Source organism: Myroides sp. TSA_177.3 (assembly GCF_052691955.1).
Genome location: NZ_JBQZGD010000012.1, coordinates 40,983 through 67,291, shown reverse-complemented (window position 1 = coordinate 67,291; position 26,309 = coordinate 40,983). Strand labels below are relative to the sequence as shown.

Here is a 26,309-nt window from a genome sequence, read left to right as displayed (position 1 = left end):
AAGGAAGGTCCGGGCAAAGTCTACGATAAGCTTATAGTATATCATAGTATTGCCCGGAGTAAGTAGATGTACAACCAAAGAAATGAAGTTTTGGGCGATGTTTCCATTTCGAATTGCAAGAGAAAAACGGAGTGGAGTAATACCATCCCCAAGCCAAAAAACAAAAGGAAAGTGCTGATCAATCCAATTAAGTAGTTAGAGGAACTACTGTGGATGGTGGTCATAGTGAAGGGTTTTTCTATTAGTTTCAAGGTCATTTCTGATGTTTTTTTTATCTTTACGACTATAACAACAATTACAATGAATAAAAAAACGATCCAATCATGGGTGTTGACGGCAGTTTTATCTGTTATTACAGCGTCAACTACTGTTGCACAAGACAATCTTGTTAATGCATTAAAATTAAACGCAAGTGATAAAAGCAAGGAGCTTTTTCAGTTTAAGCCAGTCGTAGATATTGAAAATACATCAATTAAAAATCAAGGATCTTCAGGAACATGTTGGAGCTATTCTGCCAATTCTTTCATCGAATCAGAGATGATGCGTATGGGAAAACGCCCCGTAGAGCTTTCACAAATTTATTCTGCGCGTAATGCTTATATTGAAAAAGGAAAAATGTACGTGCGTATGCAAGGTGCTGTAACCCTAGGAGATGGTGGAGCGTTTCACGATGTGATGAATATGTATCGCATGTATGGAGCTGTACCACAAGAAGTATATACAGGATTAAATTACGGAACAAAGAAAAACCAATTTGGTGAAATGGCTGCCATCCAAGAAGGTGTGTTAAAAGCAGTGGTTTCAAATCCAAATGGGAAATTAACGCCAAACTGGCAAAAAGCATATACTGCTGTTATTGATGCGTATTTAGGAGAGGCACCAACGAAATTCAAATGGGAAGGAAAAGAATATACACCGCAAACCTTTGCAAGCGAAGTAGTAGGAATTAATCCAGATGATTATATCGAAATTGGTTCAGATATGAACTACCCATACTACGACAAATTTGTGTTATTGGTACCTGATAACTGGGCATTTGATCAAGTGTACAACGTACATGTGAATGAAATGACGGATATTATTGATTTAGCGATCAACAATGGATTTACTGTTGCTTGGGGTGGAGACGTAAGCGAGAAATATTTTAGCTGGAAAAATGGAGTTGCCTATGTTCCTGAAAAGGATTGGGATGATATGAATGAGGAGGAGCGCAAAGAGATTTTCAACGGACCAAAACCAGAGCGTACAGTAACTGCTGAAATGCGTCAAGAAGCGTTTGACAACTATTCTACAACAGATGATCACGGAATGCATATCGTTGGAATTGCAAAAGATCAACAAGGACGCGAGTTCTATATTGTGAAAAACTCTTGGGGAGTTTCAAATGACCACCAAGGCTATATGTACATGTCAAAAGAGTATGTAAAATACAAAACGACAGATTTCATGGTACATAAAGATGCTTTATCTAAAGACATGAAAAAGAAATTAAAAATCTAAAAAAAAAGAAAGCTATGGAAATTGTATTACAAGGATTAGAAAAAATGCTAGAGTCAATGTGGCAAGCGATACCCAAAATATTGTTGGGGCTGGTTATATTGGGGATAGGATCTTATCTAGTCAAACTCGTTTTAAAGTTAATTCGCAGACGCCTTGAGAAAAGAGACGTAGAATTATCCTTAAGAGGGTTTTTATTAAGTGTGGTAAAAGCTACGTTATATATCATTTTACTGATTATTGTAGCAGCAACGATGGGATTCCAAGTGGCGGGTATTGCAACTATTTTCGCTTCTGCTGGTTTGGCGATTGGTTTGGCTTTACAAGGGAGTTTGTCGAATTTCGCTGGAGGTGTTCTGGTGCTATTATTCAAACCTTTTAAAGTAGGGGATTATATCTCTAATCCAAGTGGTACAGAAGGAACCGTAGAGCGAATTGATTTACTTTACACGACCTTAACGGGGCCTACGGGATTGAAAATTTTCAGTCCGAATGGACCATTAGCAAACTCTGTAATCACGAACTATTCTGAAATTACATCTAGACGTCATGATTTTGTTGTAGGTATTGCTTATAGTGAAAACATCAAAGACGCTCAAACCATTATTTTAAATGCTTTAGCTAAACATAAGGCGGTACTTCAAACACCTGCACCTCTTGTATTTGTTAGTCTATTAGGCGATAGTTCCGTAGATTTAAATGTGCGTACTTGGATTGGTAAAGCCGATTACTGGAATACGGTTTATGAAATTCAACAGGTTGTAAAAGTAGCGTTGGATGAAGCAAATATTGAAATACCATTTCCACAACGCGATTTACATATTGTTTCGGATAAAACGAAATAGTTTGTTGGAGAAGGTTATGAGGTGGTGAGATGATGAGGTGATGAGGTGGTGAGATGATGAGGTGATGAGGTGGTGAGATGATGAGATGGTGAGATGATGAGGTGGTGAGAAGATGAGGTGGTGAGACGATGAGATGGTGAGATGATGAGACGATGAGGTGGTGAAATCGGAACGCAGTGTAGATTCATCGAATACGAAAACAAATATAAGCCCATGAGATAGACGATGAGGTGGTGAGACGATGAAGTGGTGAGTAACCTTTTAGAAATATAAAAAAGACCTCCTTGGAGGTCTTTTTTTATGCAAAGTGCTTCTTGTTCTACATTAAGTGTTTTTGGTGTATTTCCAGGTATTTTTGGTATAGAAATAATAAGAATTAATACCAATAAAGTTATGAATAGTAGAACAAGAATTAATTTTGACGATGTTGCTTTTTTATTGATTGATCACCAAAGTGGTTTATTTCAAACAGTAAAAGACATTGAAGTACAAACATTGAGAAACAATGTAATTGCATTAGCGAAAACGGCAGCTTTGGAAAACATTCCAGTCATTACAACTGCATCAGAGCCAAAAGGACCTAATGGACCTTTAATGCCTGAAATCCACGCGCTTGTTCCGCATGCACAATATGTTGGAAGAACTGGAGAGGTAAATGCTTGGGATACTAAAGCATTTGTTGATGCGGTTAAAGCAACAGGAAAGAAAAAGTTAGTTATTGCAGGGGTATTGACCAGTGTATGTGTGGCTTTTCCTGCTATTTCTGCTGTAGCAGAAGGATTTGAAGTATTCGCAGTCATTGATGCCTCTGGTGATATGAGCCCTTTATCTACACAAGTTACCATGAGTCGCTTACAAATGGCAGGAGTAATTCCTATTACAACAGCTGCAGTAATTAGCGAAGTTTTAAAAACATGGAATAAAGATCAAGCAATCGCTTATCAGTACGCACAAATTTTGTCTTTGGTCATGCCTAATTATCAGGCCTTGATGGAAAGCTATCAAAAAGCACAAGAAGTAGCTTTAGAAAAATAAGCGTAAGTAAAAAAAAAGACCTCTTTCGAGGTCTTTTTTTTTATATTTTTAAAAGGTTGCTCATCGCCTCACCCTCTCATCGTCTATCTCATGGGCTTATATTTGTTTTCGTATTCGATGAATCTACACTGCGTTCCGATTTCACCCTCTCAGCCTCTCATCATCTCACCGCCTCACCATCTCACCATCTCATTCACTCACAACCTACTCAATCACATAATCCTTGTATTCCTCTGCAATTTGATCAAACAAGTTCAGTAACTCCGTTACATCATCTGTAGTAACCAATTTCAAGCGATGCGGTTTAAAACTGTGGATTCCTTTGAAGTAATTCGTATAGTGACGACGCATCTCTACGATCCCTAAGCGTTCTCCTTTCCACTCCATAGACCAGATTAAATGGTTTTTAGCCGCTTCTAAGCGATCTTTCATCGTTGGAGGAGCGAGTAGTTCACCCGTTTGGAAATAATGCTTTATTTCGTCAAAAATCCAAGGATAGCCAATCGCAGCACGACCTATCATCATACCGTCCAAGCCAAACTTCTCTTTGTATTCTAAAGCCTTTTGTGGGCTATCAATATCTCCATTTCCAAAAATGGGAATTTTAATGCGTGAATTATTTTTAATACGCTCAATATGCGTCCAATCAGAATGTCCTTTATACATCTGTGCACGTGTTCTTGCATGAATCGTCAACGCTTGTACTCCAACGTCTTGTAAACGCTCAGCTACTTCATCAATGTTGATGGACTCTTCATCCCATCCCAAACGCGTTTTTACCGTAACAGGCAAGGACGTGCTATTGACTACAGCTTTGGTTAAGCGAATCATCAAGTCAATATCTTTTAATACTCCCGCACCAGCACCTTTGGAAACAACTTTCTTTACTGGACATCCGAAGTTGATATCTACTAAATCGGGACGAACGGTCTCCACAATACGCGCAGACATCGCCATGGCTTCTTCATCACCACCAAAAATCTGAATACCAACGGGACGTTCATAATCAAAAATATCCAACTTCATCTTGCTTTTCATCGCATCTCGAATCAATCCCTCAGAGGAAATAAATTCTGAATACATCAAATCCGCGCCGTGTTTTTTACACAAACGGCGAAAAGGAGGATCACTCACATCTTCCATAGGAGCCAAAAGAAGCGGATGATCAGGTAGTTCTATATTGCCAATTTTAATCATAATCGTTTTCGATATTTCCTGCAAAAGTACAATATTTTATTTTTTCGTCTTTTAGAACTTTTTACCGAAGATAATTATAATCAGAAACGAATTAAAACTCAAGGATTCCGTATCTTTAAACCTTTATAGCAAAAAACGACATGAGATTAAAAGCTTTTGAATTGACCCCTTTCCATATTGAATTTTCTTTTGATAAGATCAAAGAAGAATTGATCAACTTTATCGCAAAAGAAGATGGAAATCCTTATAAAAAAGCCTATTATGAAGATTTATTGTCGCGAGCGAATAAGCAATTGCACATCGATATTGAAGCCATTGAAGCATCTCCTTCGAATGGGACGGAGGCATTAGTAAAGGAGCTGTTCGATGTTATTTTTCCTTCCGCTTTATCAGATAATGAAATTAAAGCGGTATCCATGCCCTTTCAAAATATTATGTTTAATCACACGAGGCGATTCAGACAGATTATCGAAGATGCAGGCGGGAAGTACAACGGAGAAATTAGAAACTTCAGTCAAAATGAATACTATATCGCTTGTTGTTGTATCATCATGAACTACTACTTCAAGGCGACTTTTGATTTGACACAACCGCTATTCATTGAATTACCGGATAAACGTGGGATTATTCGATATTATCGCGTGTTGTATAATGCAGATTTTGTCGAATTAGTGCCAAGAGAAAATGCGGTAATGCTAACACAGAAAGATATTGAATTGTTGCAGGACAATTACGACGACTTTGAACTATGGCAGCGTTATTTTCCTCAAAAAAGCTGGAACCTCAAAGGATTCGGATTATTGAGTTTGGTTGATGTGACTTTTGAAAATGCCCTTTCTCTATTGAAAGAAAGTTTCTTGAAAACGGAGTTGCAACGCAAACCCTTGGGCGATTTTGTCAATCAGTTGTTTAGCTCTATTTTTAAATTACCTGATCTGAAAGTTGGATTAACGGTGCTTCAAGGGGATAAAACCACGCAAATGGAGCTTAAAAATGTCATGATTGTACATAGCTATTTGCTCAATGAAGATCAAAGTCAAATTGTAATCTCCGCACAAGCATACCGCCGTTTGATGGTGCAAAAACAATATTTTAGTATTTCTGATGTGGCAGAAGAAATACACAACGATGAACACCGTGAAATGTGTTTGAACCTGTTACAAAAAGGGGTTCGAAGCTGTTTGTTTAGCCCAATTATTACCTCGACAGGTATTGAGGGGGTATTGGAAATTGTATCTAGTAATCCACGCGATTTACACAGTGTCAATGCACAAAAATTAAATGAGTTGATGCCAATCATCTCCGAAACCATGGAACGCGTAAGGGCAGATGCCTTGAATCACATTGAGGCGATTATTCAACGGGAGTATACTACGATTCACCCAAGTGTATACTGGAAATTCTTAGAGGAGGCACAGAAAAACTATATTGATAGTGTAGCAGATCGAAACTATATCTTAACTCCGATTGTATTTCCGGATGTATTTCCGTTATACGGGGAGATTGATATCAAAGGATCTAGTCAATTGAGAAATGAGGCGATTCAAAAAGATTTGCGTTCACAGCTGGATCAATTGATTTACTTATTGGATGATTACGCCAAAGAAGTAGAAAATATTTTATTAGAAAAACACCGTTTGAAGCTAAAGGCCTATAATAAACAAGTGAAGAATCACTTTTATTCTGGACTTGAACAGCGTATTCAAACGTATATTCGAGAAGAAATACACCCTTTGTTACAAAAGGAGAGCTACCTTTTCAATACAGAGCGATTGAATGCGTATTTCGGCTATGTTGATTATGAATTGGATGTGTATTACCGCTATCGAAAAGTATTTGACAAGCAAATAGGGCGTATTAATAAATGCTATTCTGATATTTTAGATAAACGACAAAAGGAGGCTCAAGTTGTGTATCCGCATTATTATGAGCGATTTAAAACAGATGGGGTAGAGCACAATATTTACATTGGCGATTCGATTTGTCCCGATCGTGCGTTTGATATTACCTATTTACAAAATCTGAGATTGTGGCAGTTACAGGTGATGGCAGAACAAATGTGTATTCACTATCGCAACAATATTCAAGACGAAATCCCAATGGATGCAACGTCCCTTATTTTGGTGTATGACGCTTCCTTGAGTATTCAGTTCCGCATGGATGAAAAACGCTTTGATATTGATGGATCCTATAATACACGCTATGAGATTATCAAAAAGCGACTAGATAAAGCCGTTATTCAAAACTCAGAGGAACGCATCGTGCAACCGAAGAGTATTGCTATTGTATTTGCCTCTCATGCAGATCGCGATGAGTACATGGCCTATATCAAGTATTTACAACAAGTAGGACTCTTGCAATCGGAGATTCAAGCTTTTGAAGTGGAAGACTTACAAGGAGTTGCGGGTCTTATTGGTCTTCGTGTTTTAGTGAATCTCGATTACAATCTCGAGGCCTTGGATTATCAGCAACTCATGGTTAATTTCCTTAGAAACCAATACCTTTAAAAGCAAGTACGAAAGCAATTACAGAAGCCAATATACCTACGGTGAAGATGGTATAGGTAATGCGCAATAAAGTGTATTTTCTATTCAGTACTTTACCGAGGTAATATAAATCAGTCGTCAACGCTTCGTAAATATTTTCTTCTTTGCGGATGAGGTCTCTCAAGGTTTTGTAATACTGATCTAAAGGCATTTTGTGAAAAGAACCGAAGAACAGCAAGTTTACAGTGTGATTATCAAGCTCTTCTTGTGAAAAAGTACCCGTAGTTACTTTGGGTCTTGTGGACATAATAGCAAAAATAATAGTGGCTACACTAAAGAAAACCAAGGTAAATGTAGGGCCAATTAAATGCGCATTAGAAGGGCTATCTAACTTTGGAATTAAAGTAGACAAGCAAATCGAAATGATGATGGCATTGACCGAAAGTAAAATATTCGCCTTGCGATCGGCAATGGCACTCAACTGAGTGTGATTGCGCAAAGTGGTGCGAAATAGCGTATCAATAGATCTAAAATGTTCTTTCTTTTCTGTTTTCTTCTTTTTCTTTTTGTCCTTCTCGATACGTTCTGCGATACTAAAAATATTCTGTTGTTTTTTAGGTTGCCAGTATTGACGCGCATAGTCGGTATAAAAACGATGCTTATATAATAAAAAGTTTAAATTCTGTTGATTCCATTCCTCCTGAGAACAGGTTAGGTTACAAGTACACGCCATTTCTTGTAGTAATAAATCACTGATTTCAATGTAATCACTATCAGCTAGATGAGAGAAATCCGCATCTTTAATGATACATTCTAAAAGATTGGCTGGGGTGTGTTCTAATTTGGTAGCTAGAATTAAGGCTTTGATACTTTGAATATCTTCGGCTCCAATTCCTTGTTCTTGTAAAAAAGTTTCAGCAATTAATGCCCCATTTATTTCGTGTTCTGTACAAGATTGCGTATAGCCAATATCGTGAAACCAAGCAGCATACCTTAAATTTAAGGCGTCTCTTTCACTCACAGCTACATTTTTCAATATTTCCTCTAAACCATTCACTACGCGTGTAGTATGTTGGAAATTATGGTAGGTATATTGTCGTGATAATGTATCTTTGTATAGTTGAAAGATATATTCTTCAACTTTTTGTAAAATAGTCATAGCAACCCTCTTTTGATGTCTAAAAATATGAAATTATTTAGTCAAAATCCCGATAAGCGTGTAAAAATTAAGCCTGTGGCTTATTTTCTTCTTTTGATCTTCTCGTATTCGTGTGCAACTTTAAGCCCTCAACAGCGAAGTAGTAAGACTCCAATTGCAGAGATAGAACGCAAGAACAACGATAAAATTGTGCATACCTATTATTTTGTAGGAGGTTTGTTAGCTGCGAAATCGCAAGAAGAACAAGCCCATTTAGGACAGTTGACTCAAGTATTTAAACAGGCCGATAAAAAATCGACTCTGGTTTTGTTAGGAGATAATATACAAAAAAAACAGCTCAAAAACGAAGAAGATACGCACTTGCGTACTGCCGTTGATTGGGCGAAGCAATTTAGTGGGGAAACCGTTTTTATCAATGGGGAAGCAGAATGGAAAAAAGGATATGAGGGAATCAAAGATATCTCTAAGTATTTGACGGCTAATTTAGAAGATAAAAAAGCACTGTTACCGCGTAAGGTGTGTGGATTCGAGCGATTGAAAATCAACGATGAAACCGTATTGATTGTGGTGGATAGTCAATGGTATTTGGAAAATTGGGATCAACAACCCAATATGAATGAGGACTGTGATATTAAAACAAGGGAAGATTTCTTTGATGAATTAAGAGGAGAAATCAATAAAAACCAAAATAGAATTGTGGTTTTGGCGCTGCATCATCCGGTGTATAGTACAGGAAATCACGGAGGATATTTTTCTTTACAAGATCATTTGTATCCTTTTGAGAAGAAGATTCCTTTGCCTGTTTTAGGTTCATTGATTAATTATACGCGTGCTGTTTCGGGAATTAATACCCAAGATTTACAAAGTAAAAAGTACAATGCCTTGAACAAACGCCTGCAAACAATGGCGCAAATGTATAACAATGTTGTACTCGTTTCAGGGCATGAACGCAATATGCAATACCATGAAAAAGAAGGGGTGAAGCAAATTGTTAGTGGGGCTTTAGGCGATTTATCTCCAGCTAGAGCGATTGAGAAAGGTAGTTTTTCTGCAGGACAATTAGGCTATGTTGCTTTGGAAATAGGCGTGGATAAAAGTGCAGTTGTACGTTTTTATGCTTTCGAAAATGGACAGCACAAACCGATTTGGGAACAGCAAATTTTTCAACCAGACCAAGAAGTAATTCCTTCTTTTGGCGCACCGACAATGGAGGCAAAAGTAACCAGTGTTTATCCAGAAAAATGGACACACAAAAGTGGTTTTTATCGTTTTCTATGGGGAGATCACTATCGCTCAACTTATGGGCAACCGATTCTTGCGCCAATTGGAAATTTAGATTCCCTTAAAGGCGGTTTAAAACCATTAATCTCAGGGGGAGGAAATCAGTCGTTATCCCTGCGCTTAGAAGATAAAAACGGCACACAGTATGTCATGCGTGGTGTGCGAAAAAGTGTGTCTCGCTTTTTGCAGACAGCCGTATTTCGAGATAATTATGTGATGGATTCGTTTGATGATACATGGGCAGAAGGTTTTATCTATGATTTTTATACCACAGCACATCCTTATACGCCTTTTATTATTGGTGATTTATCCTCTAAAGTGGGTATTTATCACACCAATCCAGAACTCTATTACATTCCTAAGCAACAAGCGCTTGGTGCATTTAATGGGAAATACGGGGATGAATTGTATATGATTGAAGAGCGTCCAAGTGAAGGGCATGAAGAAGAGAGTTTTGGAAATGCAGCGAAGATTATCAGTACAACGGATGTGATTGCCAATTTGAGAAAAGATGAGAAATATGCGATAGATGAATCCATGTATTTGCGTGCTCGAATTTTTGATATGTTGATTGGCGATTGGGATCGACATGGAGATCAGTGGAGATGGTCCGAATTCAAAGAAGGGGATAAGGTGATTTACCGTCCTGTACCAAGAGATCGAGATCAAGCATTTGCTAAAATCGACGGGGCGTTGTTATCGTTGATTAAAAAGTTGCCGATGTTGCGCCACATGCAAAATTATACAACAGATTTTGCGCATCCCCGTTGGATTAACCATACGGCATTTCCGTTGGATCAATACTTGTTGAAATCTACAACAGAAGCAGATTGGGTTACTCAAGCGACATCAATTGTCCAGGATTTAGATGATGAAAGTATTGAAGCAATCTTTGCGAAATTGCCTAAAGAAGTGCAAGGAGAAGATGTGGAACACATCAAATATGTGTTGAAAGAACGCAAGAAAAAAATAGCGGATTTTGTGCCAAAGTATTACCGCGAATTGCGCAAGTATGTGATGTTATCAGGGACAGATAAAAAAGATACGTTTATTGTGAATCGCAACCAAGATGGGACGGTTCATTTGGTTCAACTAAGAGATAAAAAATCAGGGCAAGAAACGGTATTTGAAAAAACGTATGATCCGAAGGAAACGAAAGAAATTTGGATTTACGGATTGAATGACGAAGATACTTTCCTGGTGCAAGGAAGTGAAAAAGCAAAAATTAAACTGCGTTTAATTGGAGGGAAAAACAAAGATACCTTCCAAATTGAAAATAGTAAGAAAGTAGTTGTTTACGATTACGCAGATAAACAAAATGAATTAACGCAGGTAGGTGAAAAAACGAAACACTATTTTACAAACCGCTATGATTTAAATAATTTCAATTACGAGAAACTGCCTTTAACGGTGAATATGTTGTTGCCTAATGTTGGGTATAACCCGGAAGATGGGGTGAAGTTAGGCTTTTTATATTCGTCTAAACGTTCCAATTTCGTTCAAGATCCTTATGCGGCTAAGCACACAATTAAAGGGTTCTATTCGTTTAATACCAAAGGAGTAGAAGCAGAATATGCTGGGCATTTCCCGAATGCAACAAACAACTGGGGATTCACTTTAAACGCAAAAGCTACGAGTCCTAATTTTGCTGTGAATTACTATGGTATAGGAAACGAAACGCATTATTTTGACAAAGAAATGGGGGATGAATATAAGCGAGTGAGAATCCAAAGTTATGCAATAGCACCAGGATATAAGTTTCAAGGAAAAAATGGAGATTCGTTTGAGTTCAATGTAGAGTATAAAGCGATGAAGGTGCAAGAAAAAGCCAATCGTTTTATTACGAGTAGTCCGGATTTAGTGGATCAAAAGGTTTTTGACTTCCAACAATACGGAACCATTCAGGCAACCTATGATTTCCAACAGTACAACAACGTTGCGAATCCAACCAAAGGATTTGCTTTCCATACAACCTTGGGTTGGAGAACTAATTTAGAGGACAGCAAGCAAAACTTCCCGTTCTTAGATGCAAAAGTAAGTTTTGCTCATTATTTAGAGCGCAGTGAGCGTTTAATCTTGGCGACGAATTTTACGTATCAAACGCGATTGAATTCCAATTATGACTTCTACCACGGAGCTACGATTGGTGGAAACACGAATTTAAGAGGATTTAGACCCGAGCGTTTTACTGGAAAAACATCGTTTGTACAAACGACTGATTTGCGCTTTAATGCAGGACAGTTCACGGCTGGATTTATTCCAATGTCTTATGGTCTATATGCTGGTTTCGATTATGGACGCGTGTGGACACCAGAAGAAAGTTCTTCCAAATGGCACAATGCATACGGAGCAGGATTATGGGTAAATGCAATTGAACAAGCAACACTACATTGCTCGTATTTTTACAGTAAAGATGGAGGCCGATTTGTCTTTGGCCTAGGATTTGGGTTTTAATTGATTCAAGTCTAACTTGTAAATCTTACCACCCGATTTCTTTTTTACTTCATCTGAAATATATAACGTGCTGTCATCTCCAAAGGTGACAGCTTCTTTTTGTGTATCATGGTGTAATTTGTGTTCTTCAATTTTACCATCTAAAATAGCATTGGGATTGAAGTTGTCAATCACCCAAAGTTTGGTATGTGATAATAACACAAATGTCTTTTGATCAGGGCTAATTGCAGCTCCTGTAATAGCACAATGTTTATACACATTACAACCTCTAAAGGTCTGTACGTATTCCGCTTGATGATGTCCTGCTACATTGGGAATTTTATAAACCAAGGAAGTACCGTCAAATGCTTTACTTCGATTTTTAGTAAAGAGATAAAAGTGATCATCGTAGAAAAAGAAAGCTTCTGCATCGTAGAAAAGTTCCGTTGTTTTAGGCGGAAATTCTTTTTGCTCTGGATAGTCAAAGGTGATGACGTAAGCTGCCTCTGTTTCCTCGTTATGAAGTTGATCTTTGTTGATTTTGATGATCTGTAAGTTTTTACGGGTGTTTTTGTTATTGCCAAAATCACCTATGTATAAATTACCTGCCGGATCAGAAGCTAATTCTTCCCAATCGTTGTTTTTTTGATTTTTCACTTTCAGGGTATGCATTACATGACCTAAGGAATCAATCTGATATAATTCGCTTTTGTTTCCACTGTCTTGAAGTACCCAAAAAGAATGAGATTGCGCATCATAAGACATGCCTGAAACTTCTTTTAAATAAGGCGGAAGTATTGCGAAATCTTGTACAAGATCACTCTTTTGACTACAGCTTACAAAAGAAGAAAAGACGAATAAAAGGGCAGGGAAATATTTTTTCATGTTAGCGTAAATTTTTGTACTCTAAATTACGTAAAAACTTTAAAGTAAACGAATGAACGAGCGGGATTATTGTTGCAAGATCGAAGAGAATTTTAGAAGCCAATAAGGGGATTCGTTGCTTGAATAGGACAAACGTCAAAAAAAACGTATAATTTCTCGTGATTAAAAGTGAATATCACGTCAAAAAATTCAAACTTTAAAGTATATTTGCAAAATATAGGTGTATTGTTTGTAATTGAAATAAAACGAAAGCCTTACAACTTAGATCAGGGGGTTAAGAAGTCCTATTTCTTCTGACTTTTTTGCTTTATTGATCTTATAATAATGGATATAACCAAGATGAAGAACATTAGAAACTTTTGTATTATTGCTCACATTGACCATGGTAAGAGTACGTTAGCAGATCGTTTGTTAGATGCTACACAAACGGTAACTGCACGTGAGCAACAAAATCAGCTTTTGGACAGTATGGATTTGGAGCGTGAAAGAGGGATTACAATTAAATCTCATGCTATCCAAATGGAGTACGTATACAAAGGCGAAAAATATATATTGAACTTAATTGACACACCAGGACACGTAGATTTCTCTTACGAAGTTTCTAGATCTATTGCGGCTTGTGAAGGTGCGTTATTAATTGTTGATGCGGCTCAAAGTATTCAGGCACAAACGATTTCAAATCTTTATTTAGCTTTAGAGAATGATTTAACGATTATTCCAGTATTAAATAAAATTGACTTACCAAGTGCAAACCCTGAAGAAGTAAGCGACGATATTGTAAACCTATTAGGTTGTGATTACGAAGAAATTATTCCTGCTTCTGGTAAAACAGGATTGGGAGTTGAAGAAATATTAGCAGCAATTATCGAAAGAGTTCCTGCGCCAAAAGGAAATGTAGAAGAACCTTTACAAGCCTTAATTTTCGATTCAGTATACAATCCATTTAGAGGGATTGAAGTAATCTTCCGTGTAATTAATGGAAAAATTACAAAGGGTCAGAAAATTAAATTTATGGCTACAGGTAAAGAATACTTTGCGGATGAAATTGGTACGTTGAAATTAAATCAAGTACCGAAACAAGAAATCTCAAGTGGAGACGTAGGGTATTTAATTTCGGGTATTAAAGAAGCTAAAGAAGTAAAAGTTGGGGATACACTGACGGATGCGAAGGTGCCAACACAAAATATGATTGAGGGATTCGAAAACGTAAAACCAATGGTATTCGCGGGGATTTATCCAGTAGATACAGAGGATTACGAAGAATTGCGTAACTCAATGGAGAAATTGCAATTGAACGATGCTTCTTTGGTTTTTGCGGCTGAGAGTTCTGCTGCTTTAGGATTTGGTTTCCGTTGTGGATTCTTAGGAATGCTGCACATGGAGATTATCCAAGAGCGTTTAGAGCGTGAGTTCAATATGACGGTGATTACAACGGTTCCCAACGTATCGTATTTAGCGTATACGAAGAAGAACCCAGAAACACCAATCGTTGTAAATAACCCTTCGGATTTACCAGAACCATCAAAATTAGAACGAGTAGAAGAGCCTTATATCAAAGCAACGATCATTACAAAAGCGGACTTTGTTGGTCCAGTAATGAGTTTGTGTATTGAGAAACGCGGAATCATCACCAACCAAACGTATTTAACAGAAGACCGTGTAGAGTTGATGTTTGATATGCCATTGGCGGAGATTGTATTTGATTTCTATGACCGTTTGAAAACAGTTTCGAAAGGATATGCTTCTTTTGACTATTCGCCAATTGGAATGCGTACGTCAAACTTAGTAAAAGTAGACGTGATGTTGAATGCAAACGTAGTGGATGCACTTTCTGCTTTAATGCACGCAGATAATGCATATCACATTGGAAAGAAAATGTGTGAGAAATTAAAAGAATTAATCCCACGTCAACAGTTTGATATTCCGATCCAGGCGGCAATTGGTGTAAAAGTTATTGCACGTGAAACAGTAAAAGCGTTGCGTAAAGACGTTACAGCAAAATGTTATGGAGGGGATATTTCTCGTAAACGTAAATTACTAGAAAAACAAAAAGCAGGAAAGAAACGTATGCGTCAAGTAGGTAACGTTGAAATTCCGCAAGAGGCTTTTATGGCTGTATTAAAATTAAACGACTAAAACGATTATTCGTTCGACATAAAGACTATCTCATTTTGGGATAGTCTTTTTTTGTATAAAATAAGTGAACCATCGATAAAAAGCTATGAAAAAAGCAATCGTAATGTTGTCTCTATTCGCTTTATGGGCGTGTAAAGACACCGAACAAAAACCAGTTGAAAAACCAACGGAAGCAGTAGAACAGATCAAGGTAGAAGAAGCGGAAGCTCCTGTGACAAAAACCATAGTAGAGAAAGAGGAGAAAAAGGTAATCGACCTTTTATTGCCCATGTACTACGACAAGGATTTCCACGAAGAAGAAGTGAAACAGATGAATGATTCTTGGTTGGCTCTGTTAGTGGAGGGGGGACAATTTAAAGTTCAACGCATCAAGTATGAAATACTTGAAATGAAAAATGAATGTACAGAATCAGATGCAATCGGTGTTTTTCCACTAGATGAAGAACTAGAACCACTATTCTTTTTCAGTGACACCAAAGCTATTTTGAAAGGGAAAAAGGAGTCATTAGCGATACTGAAAACACCACTTTGGCCGGATGAACTTCAAACCTATGTTTTTAAGGGCAAAACGTACGTTTTAAGAGCCGAAGGTAAACAAGTGGACTCGTATATCTATACGGATGATTTAGAGGTGGAAAAGACCTATAAAAAGTTTGACAACTACAAGTTGTATGTAAGTGTTGACGGAAGTAGAGAACAATTGGTACTTGATATTCCAAGTTTCAATGACACCTTCGTTCAATTGTTGTTTGTTGGTGATTTAGATGGGGATGGGAATTTGGATTTTATTTTTGATACTTCTGAACATTATGAACAAAAGCAAATGGAAGTGTACCTTTCAAAAGGAGCCAAACACATCCTCTATTTAGCCGGAATGTCTAGCGTAGATTTTAGCTGCTAAAAAAAGCAAGAATAAAAAGGATAAAAAAACCTCTTGAATTTCAAGAGGTTTTTTTTATGGATTTATTTTTTAGTAAAATCACCCACGTAAATGGTTGTGAATTTTGAAGGTTGCAAGTATTTTTTAATTGCAGCATTCACTTGTTTTACGGTTAACTTGTCAATTTCAGCATTTAACTTGTCGAAATCGCTGAATGGTGTGTCATACATCAAACGCATATTCGATAAAGTCAGCAAGTAATTGTCACTACCTAAATTCGTTTGTCTTGAGTTTTTCCAGCTTGTTTTGTTTGCTTTTAATTCGTCCTCTGTAATTCCATTGGCAACTAATTTAGCAAACTCATCGTTGATTGCTGTTTCTACTTCCGCGCGTTTAGTCGGATTTAAGAACGCATAAATCATCCAGCTTGAATTGTCGTTTTTCACATCATAAGGAATAGACAAAGAAGTACCAGCACCGTAGCTAATTCCTTCTTTTTCGCGTAGACGCTGTGGAATACGAGCTGTCATGAATCCTCCACCCATTACTTCATTAGCAAACGTTAATGCTGCATAATCAGGGTTTGTTCTGTTCATTTGGAAGTTTAAACTACCTACTGCAGCCGCATTTTCTTTGTCTGGTGTTTGGATAATTTCTTTCCCTTGTTTTGTAGCAAAGAACGTAGGGTAAGCTCTTTCAAATTTTGCTTGGTTGTTCCATTTGCCTAAAACAGATTCTAATAATCCTTTAGCTTCCGCTTGATCTTGGATACCGATTACAGTAGCAACTCCATTATTAGAACCAAAGAATTTACTGTAGAAATCTTTAATCTCTGGAATAGTAACCGCTTTGAAACCATCAATATCTTCTTGTGTAGAAGACGAATAGAAAATACTTCCCTTCGCTTCATTTGATGTCATTTTTGACAATTTATTGAAAGCAACAGTCTGAGGATCATTTAAGTTTCCTTCTAAGTACGTCGTGTATTCTAATTTTATTTTCGTCAATTCACTTTCTGGGAATACCGGATTCTTCAATACATCATTTAAGATATCCATTGTTTCTTTGATTGTATTGCGGTAAGACGAAACAGAAATCATAATGTTTTGTCCAGAAAAATGAATAGAAACATTTGATTTCAATAAGTCTAACTTATCTTTAATTTCTTGTTTCGATAAGGTTTTTGTTCCTGCAGTCAACATAGATGCAGCAAGTGACCCGATGTATTGTTTGTTGTGTAAATCTTTTTGATTTCCAACTGGAACTGAAATAGAGATATTTACTTTTTCTCCTTTCAAATCCTTGTCAATAATACCGTATTTCATTCCGTTGCTCAATTGACCAGAAGTATAATTCTGCTCTAAATTAGCGATGGTAGGAGCAAATTCTCTAATGTCGTGCGATTTTTCTTTCCCCTCGTAATCTTTTACTAAGGCATTGATATCCGTATTTAAGAATTCAGTTGGTTTTACTCTTACTTCGTCTTTGGTTGGGATAAATAAACCTACTGTACGGTTGTTGTCTTTAAAGTATTTTTTCGCTACGCGCTTAATGTCTTCTAACGTTAAGTTTTCAACATTATCACGGTGTAAATACCCTAGACGATAATCTCCTGAACCAATAATCTCCGTTAAGTTAATTGCTGTACCAATGGTATTATTTTGTAGTGATTCAATATCCTTTAAAAGGCTTGTTTTCGCACGATCAAGATCTTCTTGTGTATAGTTGATATCGCCAATCTTTGCTATTTCTGCTTTAATTTCAGCTAGCGTTTTTACTTGGTCTTTATCATTCGGTACATCGAAGTTGAATAGCATAAAACTTGCATCTCTTACTGTTGGACTAAAGGCCCAAAGCGAAGATACTTTTTGCGTTTCCACTAAGGCTTGGTGTAAATACCCCGATGGATCGTTGTTTAAAATATGCTCTAAGGCTTCTAAGGCAGCAAAATCTTTATCTGCATAAGAGGCAGTGTGATAAGCCATCTGGATGTGCTTGCTATCTCCATTGCGTTTTACTTCAATGTATTTTTCTCCGTCTTGAGCGGGTTCTACCGTTAAGATTTCATCTAATACACGAGTAGGCTTAGGAATAACAGAGAAGTATTGTTCAATAAATCCAATTGCTTTTGCTTCGTCAAATTTACCTGCTACGACTAAAACAGCATTGTCTGGTTGGTAGTATTTCTCGTAAAATCTTCGTAGTTGAGGTGTTTTTACGCGTTCAATATCTTCTTTTGATCCAATTGTACTTAGACCGTAGTTATGCCATAAATAGGCCGTATTAACTGTGCGTTCCATTAATACGCTTGTTGGATCGTTTTCTCCAATCTCAAACTCATTGCGCACAACTGAAAATTCTTTATCTAAATCTTCTTGTAAAAGGGTAGCATTGATCATACGATCCGCTTCCATTTCTAAAGCCCAAGATAAGTTCTCTTCTGTAGAAGGGAATACTTCATAATAATTTGTTCTGTCGTAGTACGTTGTACCATTGGCAGCTCCTCCTTTATCCGAAAGCATTTTCTTGATGTCTCCTAGGTTTTTAGTGCTTTTGAAAAGCATGTGCTCTAATAAGTGAGCCATCCCTTTTTCACCATATCCTTCGTGTTTGGAACCTACTTTGTAAACAATGTTTACAACTAAATTGTTTTGGGAAGCATCGGGAAGTAATAAAACCTGAAGACCATTGCTCAGTTTGTATTCTTTAATGTCCTCCACTTGTTTTACAAAAGCGGCTTTACTCTTTTGTTGGGCTACAGAGAAATTGGTAAACCCAATTGCACTAGCTAGTACAAGCGTGTAAAAAATTCTTTTCATTTAAATTGTTTTATAATAATTTGGGTTGTAAATATTAGTTGGCTTGATATCTGTCATACCAATCGTTAAAGATTAGTAGTTGTTTTAATTTTTTTGTTACTCTTTAACAAATATTTAGGTTTTTAGGTAGATGAACTAGATATAAAAAAAGCACTTAGCGTTAGCTAAGTGCTCAATGATTTTATTCAGAAAAACAAGGATAAACGGATTAGTACTTGTTTTTATACTCGTTAAAATAATGCAACAAGGTTTGTTTATCCGTATAGCCTGATTGTTTCCATAAGAGTTTACCTGCTCGAAATAATAGTAACGTTGGCACTCCTCTCATGTTGTATTGGGTACTGTATTGCGCCGTTAGCGCTTGATTTTTATCTACGTCAATTTTGATAATTGTAATCTCATCTTGTAGTTGGGCTTTTACGTCTTCTAATACGGGGTCCTGCATTTTACAAGGACCACACCAAGTAGCAAAAAAGTCAACCAGTACAAATTGATCCGATTGAATTAACGTTTCAAATTTTGTCATCGTTTTTATTTTAAATTGGAAGAACAAGTAGAGGTACAGCTGTTGTCTGCTAACGCAATACCTGTATTTTTAATCGCGCCAAATCCGCCAATTACATCAATCATATTGTGGTATCCTCTTGCTTTCAAGATAGAAGCCGCAATTAGGGAGCGGTATCCTCCCGCACAGTGAATGTAAAAATGACCAGTTGTAGGGAATGTCGCTAAATGATCGTTTAAGAAATCTAACGGGGTATGGTTGAGGTTTTTGTAATCAATATGAGCTGCATCGTATTCTCCTGGTTTTCTTACATCAAAAATAGAGATATCTCCTGCTTTCATCGCTGATTCTAACTCATCCGCCGTTACTTGTTGAATGGTGTCATATTCTTTACCTGCATTTTTCCATGCGTTAAAACCACCAGCTAAATAACCTAACGAATTGTCATAGCCCACACGTGATAAGCGAATGATACATTCTTGTTCACGCCCTTCAGGAGCAATGATTAAAATAGGTTGTTTAATATCAGTGATTAGCGCTCCTACCCATGGGGCAAACTGACCATCTAATCCAATAAAAATAGATCCCGGGATATGTCCTTGTGCAAAATCAGCAGCTGATCGAACATCGAGTAATAAAGCACCAGATTCATCTGCTAATACCTCAAAATCGTTGGGTTGTAAAGCTTGATTGTTGCTGATGATATTCTCCACGTCGTCGTATCCTTCTTTGTTTAATTTTACGTTTAATGGGAAATAAGCAGGAGGGGGTAATAGGCCATCCGTTACCTCTTTGACAAACTCTGCTTCCGTCATATCTGCACGTAAAGCATAGTTGGTTTGTTTTTGGTCTCCTAGTGTTCCTACCGTTTCTTTGCTCAAGTTTTTTCCACAAGCAGATCCTGCTCCATGCGCTGGATAAACAATAACATCATCCGCTAAAGGCATGATTTTATCGCGTAAACTGTGGTATAACGTAGCGGCTAATTGTTCTTGTGTTAAGCTAGCAGCCTTTTGTGCTAAATCAGGACGACCTACATCACCTAAGAAAAGCGTATCCCCTGTGAAAATAGCATGATCTTTCCCGTTTTCATCTTTTAATAGATAGGTGGTACTTTCCATGGTATGCCCTGGTGTATGTAGCGCTGTAATCGTAATATTTCCCAATTTAAATACTTCGCCATCTGTAGCAATATGTGCCTTGAATGTTGGATTAGCATTAGGTCCATAGACAATTGGAGCTCCTGTTTTTTCAGCTAAAGTAACGTGTCCACTCACGAAATCAGCATGAAAATGCGTTTCAAATATGTATTTGATTGTCGCTTGATCCTTTGTTGCTTTGTCTACGTATTGTTGTACTTCACGTAGGGGGTCAATAATAGCAACTTCGCCATTACTCTCTATATAGTAAGCACCTTGTGCTAGACATCCGGTATAAATTTGTTCTATCTTCATAAGTCGTGTTTATTTTTAATTGATATAGTAAAAGTAAGAAGATGTTTTGAATTGTGCTGTAACCTAAGTTACAAACTAGAAAAACACTTCTTTGCTAAAAATGTATAAGGCCATCAGTAATACAAAATAGCCAAATCCTTTTTTCAAGTTATGATCTGGGATATAACGCGTTAGAAATATCCCCAGAAATATTCCAACGATGGAAATTGCGCTGAATGTCAGTAACAAGTTCCAATCCAATAGTGGATTGTTAACATCGCCTAAAAAACCGAATAACGATTGAATTGCAATGATAAATAAGGAGGTACCCACCGCTTCTTTCATGCTTACATGAGCAAATAAAATCAAGGCCGGAATAATTAGAAATCCTCCACCAGCACCTACGGTTCCTGCAACTACTCCAATGAGCACTCCTTGTAGAATTAATTGAATTTGCTGAGGCTGGGATTGCGTTTGGGTTATGGCTTTGGGGCGAATCATTTTCATAGCAGAAGCAAACATCACGAGGGCAAAGAGCACCATGAGTATTACATTCTTGGATAGATTCAATGATCCAATAGCGATCGTATCAGGTACTAAAGGCAATACATACGCCCGCATCACATAAACGGCCAATAGGGAGGGGATACCAAAGAGCAAGACTAACTTGTAGTTTACCTTGCGATTAATGGCATTCTGTACGCCACCAACTAAAGCTGTTGACCCAACAATGAATAGCGAATAGGCGGTTGCTAAAAAAGGTTCTATTTTTAAAATATACACCAAAATAGGCACCGTTAAGATAGATCCTCCACTGCCGATTAAGCCAAGTGAAATACCAACTAAAAGGGCTAATGCGTAACCGACAAATGCTGTATCCATAGTTTAGGTTTTTTGGAGTAATTCGATGTATTTTCTATTTAAGCGAATGATTCCTTGGTTTTCTAACGTCTTTAAAATACGAGAGATCACAACTCTAGAAGTGTTTAATTCATCTGCGAGTTCTTGATGGGTGTTGTGAATAAACGTGCTGTTGTAAATCTTGCCTTTGTCTTGGAGTAGTTTACATAAGCGCTCTTCCATATTCATGAAAGCTAGACTGTCAACGGCAACTAACAATTCATTCATTCTGTTGTTGTAACTAGTCAATACAAAGTTGCGCCAGCTTTTATAACGAACGAGCCAATCGTCCATTTTACTTACAGGGACTAAGATGACGCTTCCGTCTTTTTCTGCAATGGAGCGCACTTGACTCTTTGTTTCTCCTAAACAGCAAGTTAAAGTCATCGCACAGGTATCTCCTTCTTCAATATAGTACAGTACAATCTCTCCTTCTTTTTGATCTTCGCGTATAATTTTGATCGCACCTGATAATAATAAAGGGATTTTTTTAATGTATTCCCCAATTTCCATCAGGCGTTCTCCTTCTGTAAAATCTTTAATTGTTGATACTTCAATGATTTCATCTAACAATTTTTCTTCAAAAAGATTGCGGTATTTCTCTCTAATAATATGTCCCATAATAACTCCTCTCGTTGTTTGGATTTAAAGATAGTATAAATGGTTTAGGTATCAAAAATAGGAGAACATCTGTATCTAATTTTTAATGCGGAAGCCATTTTTTGACCAATCCATAAAACCAAGTTCCTGCTAAAGCCCCAATAATAGCAATGATAATGGGGTAAAAACCTGCGCCTAATAAGGCAAACATAGGGCCAGGACATGCACCTCCAAGCGCCCAACCTAACCCGAAGAATGTTCCGCCAATTAAATAACGAGGAATACTCTTTTCTTTGGGGTGAAAAAGAATAGGATTTCCAGAAAAATCCTTCATTTTTTTCTTCTTTATGATTAGGGTTGCAATTACGGCTAACGTAAGGGCAGTACCCATAATTCCATACATGTGGAAGCTGTCAAATTGGAACATTTCGTAAATTCTAAACCAAGAAGCGGCTCCTGATTTGAACATACCAATACCAAATATCATTCCTACAAATAAGTAAGCTATTTTTTTCATTTTTGATGCATTTAAAATAAGAAAGGAAAAATAAGATGAACCATAATGAGTCCTCCGATAAAGAATCCAATAACAGCGATTAATGAAGGTAATTGGAAGTTACTCAAGCCCGAAATGGCATGTCCAGAAGTACATCCACCTGCATATCTCGATCCAAAACCAACAAAAAAACCAGCAACTAATAGTAAAAGGATGGTTTTAATAGAGGAAAAGGCATCGTCGCCATATAATTCTGTTGGGACATAGGTTTTACCTGCGCTTTCAAATCCCAATTCGTTCAATTTCTGAATGGTATTTTCTCCTAAAGGAACGGCTGCAGCGTCTACACTTAAGAAATGATAAGCGATAAAACCACCGAGTATAGTTCCTACTAAGAAGAGTAAATTCCACGTTTGGGCTTTCCAATTGAAGCAGAAAAAATCACACGTTTTTCCAGCTCCCATCATAGAACACATCGTTCGTAAATTGGAAGAAAAGCCAAATGTTTTCCCCATAAAAAGGAGGAGTACTAAAGTGGTGGCAATAAAAAGTCCACCAATATACCAAGGCCAAGGTTCGTAAATCCAATGCATCATAACACGTCTATTTAATTTTGTATAGGGCAAATTTCTGCATTATTTTATTGGTGTACAGTAACTTTTGATACATTCAGTTTAAATTGAAGGAGAAGTAGGTATAATAGCTATAAAAAACAAAAGAAAATATCGGATAATGAAAAAGGATTTAGTAGCTTTATATTTAATCAACAAAAAACAAAAATTAAACTAGTAGAATTATGAATACAGGAAAGAAACATAGAGTTGTTTTTCAAATGAATACGGAAAATATCAATGAACAAAACGCTTTAATGACCTATGTAACGAATGTGATTAACCATTGGGGAAATGATGTAGAAATCCATGTGGTGGTACATGGTCCCGCTATTGGAATGGTGAGAAAAACGAAAACGATGGTTGGTGATGCTTTGAAACAAGCCATTCAAAAAGGCGTTCAATTTTTTGCATGTGAAAACACGATTCGCGTACGTCAAATAGAGAAAGATGATATTATAGAACACGTGGCTTATGTACCTTCGGGATTGATTGCTATTATTGAAAAACAAGAAGAGGGATGGGCGTATATTAAATGCAATTTATAGCGGTCAAAACATCCACTCTATTTACCTTTGTGTCCAAATGAATAAAGACTAATTAATGAATATTGTTACTGCAGATTTCTGTGCTTATCTACATGCTGAGGTAGTTGGAGATAAGGAAGTTGAGCACTTCGAAATTCATCGTGTTTCTGTTGATAGCAGAACGCTTTTGAATGATAGTACAACCTTGTTTTTCGCATTAGTTGGACCAAATCACGATGGGCATGCCTATATTGAGGAACTTATTCGATTGGGAGTTACCTACTTTGTGGTATCTGATCAATCAAAAATAATACAGCAGCCAGGAGTAACGTATTTTGTGGTACAAGATACGTTACACGCGCTGCAACAAGCAGCTACTTGGCATCGTCAAAAATTTGATATTCCCGTAGTGGGAATAACGGGAAGTAGAGGAAAAACGGTAGTCAAAGAATGGCTGAATTTCCTATTGAGCAATGAATATTCTATTATCAAAAGTCCGAAGAGTTACAACTCACAAACGGGAGTTCCTCTATCGGTATTCGGAATGGCCGAACAACACACCATCGGTTTGTTTGAAGTCGGGATATCTACGATTGATGAGATGAAGCATTTGCAACCCATTGTGCAACCAACTTTGGGAATTATTACCTCGATTACAAGTGAACATCACGACGGATTTGAAAACGAAGAACAGAAGATCCGAGAAAAGATGGAACTGTTTGTTCATACACCTACAATACTGGGGGAAAAAGACAGTCGAATTATCGCTGTATTACCTCCAAAAACTACGTTTATTACTTGGAGTTTAACGGATTCAAATTCAGACTTATACGGTCAGTTGAAAGGGGATAAGTTAATTGTACTATATAATAAGGTAGAAACTTTCACTGTAGAACTTCCATTTACAGATGAATTTGCCGTTCGAAATTGTATGACTTGTATCTTGACGATGCTGGTGATGAAGTATCCGATTGAGACGATACAAGCACGCATTAAAAAGTTGTATGCGGTTGAATTGCGCTTGCAAGTAAAAAAAGGAATCAATAATTGTTCGATTATTGATGATGCCTATAGCTCCGATTTTCAATCGTTGAGTATTGCTTTAGATTTCTTGGAAAAGCATCGAAGTAATGCGAATAAAACGGTTATTCTTTCGGATGTTTTTCACAGTGGATTAGAACCTAAAGAATTATATCAACAAGTCAATCACTTATTGAAGAGTTACCAAATTGGAAAAGTGATTTGCATTGGGGAAGAAATTGGTCAATATAGCAAAGATTCTACTGCGATGCGTTTCTTTGCTTCTACGGATGAATTTCTGCAAAAAGTATCCATGGATGAATTTGTCGACGAAACAATCTTAGTGAAAGGAGCCCGTGGTTTTCGCTTTGATAAAATTGTTAGTTTATTAGAGGAAAAAACACATGAAACGGTATTGGAGATCAACCTTACGGCTATTCGACATAATTTAAATTTTTATCGCTCTAAATTAAAACCAGAAACAAAAACCATGGTTATGGTGAAGGCGTTTGGTTATGGCCATGGAAGCGTAGAAATTGCAAAGTTATTGGAGCATGAAAAAGTCAGTTATTTAGGAGTGGCTTTTGCGGATGAGGGAATCGCACTGCGCAAAGCGGGAATCAAAACGAATATCATTGTAATGAATCCAGAGATTAGCGCTTTTTCCGCTATGCTTGCGTATGATTTGGAACCAGAGATTTATTCGATTAGAGAACTACAAGCTTTTCTTCAAATTGTACGTGAAAAAAATGCATATCAATATCCTATACATATTAAGGTAGAAACGGGGATGCATCGTCACGGATTTGTTGCACAAGAGTTGGATGAACTAGTTGCGATTTTAAAACACACCAATAGCGTGGAGGTGAAATCTATTTTTTCACATCTGTCGTCTAGTGATATGGATATCTATCAGGATTTCACTTTAGGACAAATGAATCTGTTTGAAAAAAGTAGTACCTATATTAAGGAGCAATTACAGATTCAACCGATTTTACATATTTTGAATACTTCGGGTATTTTCAACTATGCATCTTATCAAATGGATATGGTGCGTTTGGGTATTGGATTGTACGGAATCGGAAATGATGTCGATGAAATGAAACAATTGCGCAATGTAGGAACGTTAAAAACCCGCATCATGCAAGTGAAAGAAATTGATACCGCTGAGAGTGTTGGTTATGGTCGTCGTTTTAGAGCAGAGCACCCAACGAAGATTGCAACGGTTCCGATTGGGTATGCAGATGGTATTCACCGGGTATGGGGAAGCAATGGTGGTTATGTTTTAATACAAAATCAAAAAGCACCGATAACAGGATCGATTTGTATGGACATGTTAATGGTTGATGTAACAGCGATTAATTGTAGGGAAGGCGATGAGGTAATTATTTTTGGAGAAGATTTACCGACCACGATTATAGCGGAGGCTATTCACACAATTCCGTACGAGATTATAACAAGTGTATCTCAAAGAGTTAAAAGAATTTTTTTTGAAGAGTGAAAAAAAGTTTTTTTTTAGAATAAAATAAGTATTTTTGTTAAAAGCAATCAATAAAAATTTAAC

At 37.1% G+C, this 26,309-nt stretch carries 19 protein-coding genes; 9 read left to right on the top strand and 10 right to left on the bottom strand.

All coding sequences use genetic code 11. The features are described from left to right. Window positions 1–300 precede the first annotated feature (300 nt). The 3 genes from ACUTSE_RS12225 to ACUTSE_RS12215 all read left to right on the top strand — a co-directional run bounded on the left by ACUTSE_RS12225 (window position 301) and on the right by ACUTSE_RS12215 (window position 3,377). Window positions 301–1,500 (top strand): C1 family peptidase, encoded by a 1,200-nt coding sequence (locus tag ACUTSE_RS12225; protein WP_445640419.1) that lies wholly within the window; start codon window positions 301–303, stop codon window positions 1,498–1,500. A 14-nt stretch (window positions 1,501–1,514) separates the two neighbouring features. Next, window positions 1,515–2,342 (top strand): mechanosensitive ion channel family protein, encoded by an 828-nt coding sequence (locus tag ACUTSE_RS12220; RefSeq protein ID WP_445640418.1) that lies wholly within the window; start codon window positions 1,515–1,517, stop codon window positions 2,340–2,342. 393 nt (window positions 2,343–2,735) lie between these two features. Next, complete coding sequence (locus tag ACUTSE_RS12215; protein ID WP_036462654.1) at window positions 2,736–3,377, top strand: isochorismatase family protein; 642 nt, start codon at window positions 2,736–2,738, stop codon at window positions 3,375–3,377. Window positions 3,378–3,581: 204 nt separating this feature from the next. Here the strand turns inward: ACUTSE_RS12215 and dusB are convergent, their stop codons facing one another. Further along, window positions 3,582–4,574, bottom strand: a complete 993-nt coding sequence (gene dusB, locus ACUTSE_RS12210) for a tRNA dihydrouridine synthase DusB (protein WP_002987888.1) — start codon at window positions 4,572–4,574, stop codon at window positions 3,582–3,584. Between the two features lie 140 nt (window positions 4,575–4,714). Here dusB and ACUTSE_RS12205 point away from each other — a divergent pair, with 140 nt between their 5' ends. Further along, window positions 4,715–7,081 (top strand): hypothetical protein, encoded by a 2,367-nt coding sequence (locus ACUTSE_RS12205; protein WP_445640417.1) that lies wholly within the window; start codon window positions 4,715–4,717, stop codon window positions 7,079–7,081. On the opposite strand, the gene ACUTSE_RS12200 is transcribed toward ACUTSE_RS12205, so the two are convergent. Beyond that, window positions 7,062–8,219, bottom strand: coding sequence for a Pycsar system effector family protein (locus tag ACUTSE_RS12200; protein ID WP_445640416.1), 1,158 nt, complete (start codon window positions 8,217–8,219; stop codon window positions 7,062–7,064). The genes ACUTSE_RS12205 and ACUTSE_RS12200 overlap by 20 nt on opposite strands. A 27-nt stretch (window positions 8,220–8,246) precedes the next feature. Between ACUTSE_RS12200 and ACUTSE_RS12195 the strand changes: the two genes are divergently transcribed. Continuing rightward, window positions 8,247–11,954, top strand: a complete 3,708-nt coding sequence (locus tag ACUTSE_RS12195) for a metallophosphoesterase (protein WP_445640415.1) — start codon at window positions 8,247–8,249, stop codon at window positions 11,952–11,954. Here ACUTSE_RS12195 and ACUTSE_RS12190 read toward each other — a convergent pair. Then, a complete protein-coding gene (locus tag ACUTSE_RS12190; protein ID WP_445640414.1) occupies window positions 11,937–12,818 on the bottom strand; it encodes a hypothetical protein in 882 nt (293 codons plus the stop codon). The genes ACUTSE_RS12195 and ACUTSE_RS12190 overlap by 18 nt on opposite strands. 339 nt (window positions 12,819–13,157) lie before the next feature. Here ACUTSE_RS12190 and lepA point away from each other — a divergent pair, with 339 nt between their 5' ends. Further along, window positions 13,158–14,954 carry a translation elongation factor 4 gene (gene lepA, locus ACUTSE_RS12185; protein ID WP_002987877.1) on the top strand — a complete coding sequence of 599 codons (1,797 nt, stop codon included), beginning with the start codon at window positions 13,158–13,160 and terminating at the stop codon, window positions 14,952–14,954. Between the two features lie 85 nt (window positions 14,955–15,039). Then, window positions 15,040–15,855 (top strand): hypothetical protein, encoded by an 816-nt coding sequence (locus tag ACUTSE_RS12180; protein WP_445640413.1) that lies wholly within the window; start codon window positions 15,040–15,042, stop codon window positions 15,853–15,855. A 62-nt stretch (window positions 15,856–15,917) separates the two neighbouring features. On the opposite strand, the gene ACUTSE_RS12175 is transcribed toward ACUTSE_RS12180, so the two are convergent. From ACUTSE_RS12175 to ACUTSE_RS12145, 7 genes are all read right to left on the bottom strand, one after another. Next, entirely contained in the window at window positions 15,918–18,653 is a 2,736-nt protein-coding gene (locus ACUTSE_RS12175) for a M16 family metallopeptidase (RefSeq protein ID WP_445640412.1), read from the bottom strand. A 208-nt stretch (window positions 18,654–18,861) separates the two neighbouring features. Further along, a complete protein-coding gene (gene trxA / locus ACUTSE_RS12170) occupies window positions 18,862–19,179 on the bottom strand; it encodes a thioredoxin (RefSeq protein ID WP_002987872.1) in 318 nt (105 codons plus the stop codon). 5 nt (window positions 19,180–19,184) lie between these two features. Further along, on the bottom strand, window positions 19,185–20,612 hold the full coding sequence (locus ACUTSE_RS12165) for an MBL fold metallo-hydrolase (protein WP_445640411.1): 1,428 nt from the start codon (window positions 20,610–20,612) through the stop codon (window positions 19,185–19,187). A gap of 75 nt (window positions 20,613–20,687) precedes the next feature. Then, window positions 20,688–21,473, bottom strand: coding sequence for a sulfite exporter TauE/SafE family protein (locus ACUTSE_RS12160; protein ID WP_445640410.1), 786 nt, complete (start codon window positions 21,471–21,473; stop codon window positions 20,688–20,690). A 3-nt stretch (window positions 21,474–21,476) separates the two neighbouring features. After that, window positions 21,477–22,112 (bottom strand): Crp/Fnr family transcriptional regulator, encoded by a 636-nt coding sequence (locus ACUTSE_RS12155; protein ID WP_002987865.1) that lies wholly within the window; start codon window positions 22,110–22,112, stop codon window positions 21,477–21,479. 82 nt (window positions 22,113–22,194) lie between these two features. Next, complete coding sequence (locus ACUTSE_RS12150; protein WP_002987863.1) at window positions 22,195–22,608, bottom strand: DUF6691 family protein; 414 nt, start codon at window positions 22,606–22,608, stop codon at window positions 22,195–22,197. A gap of 11 nt (window positions 22,609–22,619) precedes the next feature. Further along, complete coding sequence (locus ACUTSE_RS12145) at window positions 22,620–23,180, bottom strand: YeeE/YedE family protein (RefSeq protein ID WP_445640441.1); 561 nt, start codon at window positions 23,178–23,180, stop codon at window positions 22,620–22,622. Between the two features lie 203 nt (window positions 23,181–23,383). On the opposite strand from ACUTSE_RS12145, the gene ACUTSE_RS12140 reads away from it, so the two are divergent. Together ACUTSE_RS12140 and ACUTSE_RS12135 are read left to right on the top strand one after the other, a co-directional pair. Next, window positions 23,384–23,746, top strand: coding sequence for a DsrE family protein (locus ACUTSE_RS12140; protein WP_002987859.1), 363 nt, complete (start codon window positions 23,384–23,386; stop codon window positions 23,744–23,746). Between the two features lie 55 nt (window positions 23,747–23,801). After that, window positions 23,802–26,246, top strand: a complete 2,445-nt coding sequence (locus ACUTSE_RS12135) for a bifunctional UDP-N-acetylmuramoyl-tripeptide:D-alanyl-D-alanine ligase/alanine racemase (RefSeq protein WP_445640409.1) — start codon at window positions 23,802–23,804, stop codon at window positions 26,244–26,246. The last annotated feature ends 63 nt before the right edge of the window (window positions 26,247–26,309 follow it).

What these genes read in the sequence shown, in the direction of transcription:
- ACUTSE_RS12225 (WP_445640419.1), top strand. Translation starts at nt 301, where the DNA reads ATGAATAAAAAAACGATCCAATCATGGGTGTTGACGGCAGTTTTATCT.
- ACUTSE_RS12220 (WP_445640418.1), top strand. Translation starts at nt 1,515, where the DNA reads ATGGAAATTGTATTACAAGGATTAGAAAAAATGCTAGAGTCAATGTGG.
- ACUTSE_RS12215 (WP_036462654.1), top strand. Translation starts at nt 2,736, where the DNA reads ATGAATAGTAGAACAAGAATTAATTTTGACGATGTTGCTTTTTTATTG.
- dusB (WP_002987888.1), bottom strand. Translation starts at nt 4,574, where the DNA reads ATGATTAAAATTGGCAATATAGAACTACCTGATCATCCGCTTCTTTTG.
- ACUTSE_RS12205 (WP_445640417.1), top strand. Translation starts at nt 4,715, where the DNA reads ATGAGATTAAAAGCTTTTGAATTGACCCCTTTCCATATTGAATTTTCT.
- ACUTSE_RS12200 (WP_445640416.1), bottom strand. Translation starts at nt 8,219, where the DNA reads ATGACTATTTTACAAAAAGTTGAAGAATATATCTTTCAACTATACAAA.
- ACUTSE_RS12195 (WP_445640415.1), top strand. Translation starts at nt 8,247, where the DNA reads ATGAAATTATTTAGTCAAAATCCCGATAAGCGTGTAAAAATTAAGCCT.
- ACUTSE_RS12190 (WP_445640414.1), bottom strand. Translation starts at nt 12,818, where the DNA reads ATGAAAAAATATTTCCCTGCCCTTTTATTCGTCTTTTCTTCTTTTGTA.
- lepA (WP_002987877.1), top strand. Translation starts at nt 13,158, where the DNA reads ATGAAGAACATTAGAAACTTTTGTATTATTGCTCACATTGACCATGGT.
- ACUTSE_RS12180 (WP_445640413.1), top strand. Translation starts at nt 15,040, where the DNA reads ATGAAAAAAGCAATCGTAATGTTGTCTCTATTCGCTTTATGGGCGTGT.
- ACUTSE_RS12175 (WP_445640412.1), bottom strand. Translation starts at nt 18,653, where the DNA reads ATGAAAAGAATTTTTTACACGCTTGTACTAGCTAGTGCAATTGGGTTT.
- trxA (WP_002987872.1), bottom strand. Translation starts at nt 19,179, where the DNA reads ATGACAAAATTTGAAACGTTAATTCAATCGGATCAATTTGTACTGGTT.
- ACUTSE_RS12165 (WP_445640411.1), bottom strand. Translation starts at nt 20,612, where the DNA reads ATGAAGATAGAACAAATTTATACCGGATGTCTAGCACAAGGTGCTTAC.
- ACUTSE_RS12160 (WP_445640410.1), bottom strand. Translation starts at nt 21,473, where the DNA reads ATGGATACAGCATTTGTCGGTTACGCATTAGCCCTTTTAGTTGGTATT.
- ACUTSE_RS12155 (WP_002987865.1), bottom strand. Translation starts at nt 22,112, where the DNA reads ATGGGACATATTATTAGAGAGAAATACCGCAATCTTTTTGAAGAAAAA.
- ACUTSE_RS12150 (WP_002987863.1), bottom strand. Translation starts at nt 22,608, where the DNA reads ATGAAAAAAATAGCTTACTTATTTGTAGGAATGATATTTGGTATTGGT.
- ACUTSE_RS12145 (WP_445640441.1), bottom strand. Translation starts at nt 23,180, where the DNA reads ATGCATTGGATTTACGAACCTTGGCCTTGGTATATTGGTGGACTTTTT.
- ACUTSE_RS12140 (WP_002987859.1), top strand. Translation starts at nt 23,384, where the DNA reads ATGAATACAGGAAAGAAACATAGAGTTGTTTTTCAAATGAATACGGAA.
- ACUTSE_RS12135 (WP_445640409.1), top strand. Translation starts at nt 23,802, where the DNA reads ATGAATATTGTTACTGCAGATTTCTGTGCTTATCTACATGCTGAGGTA.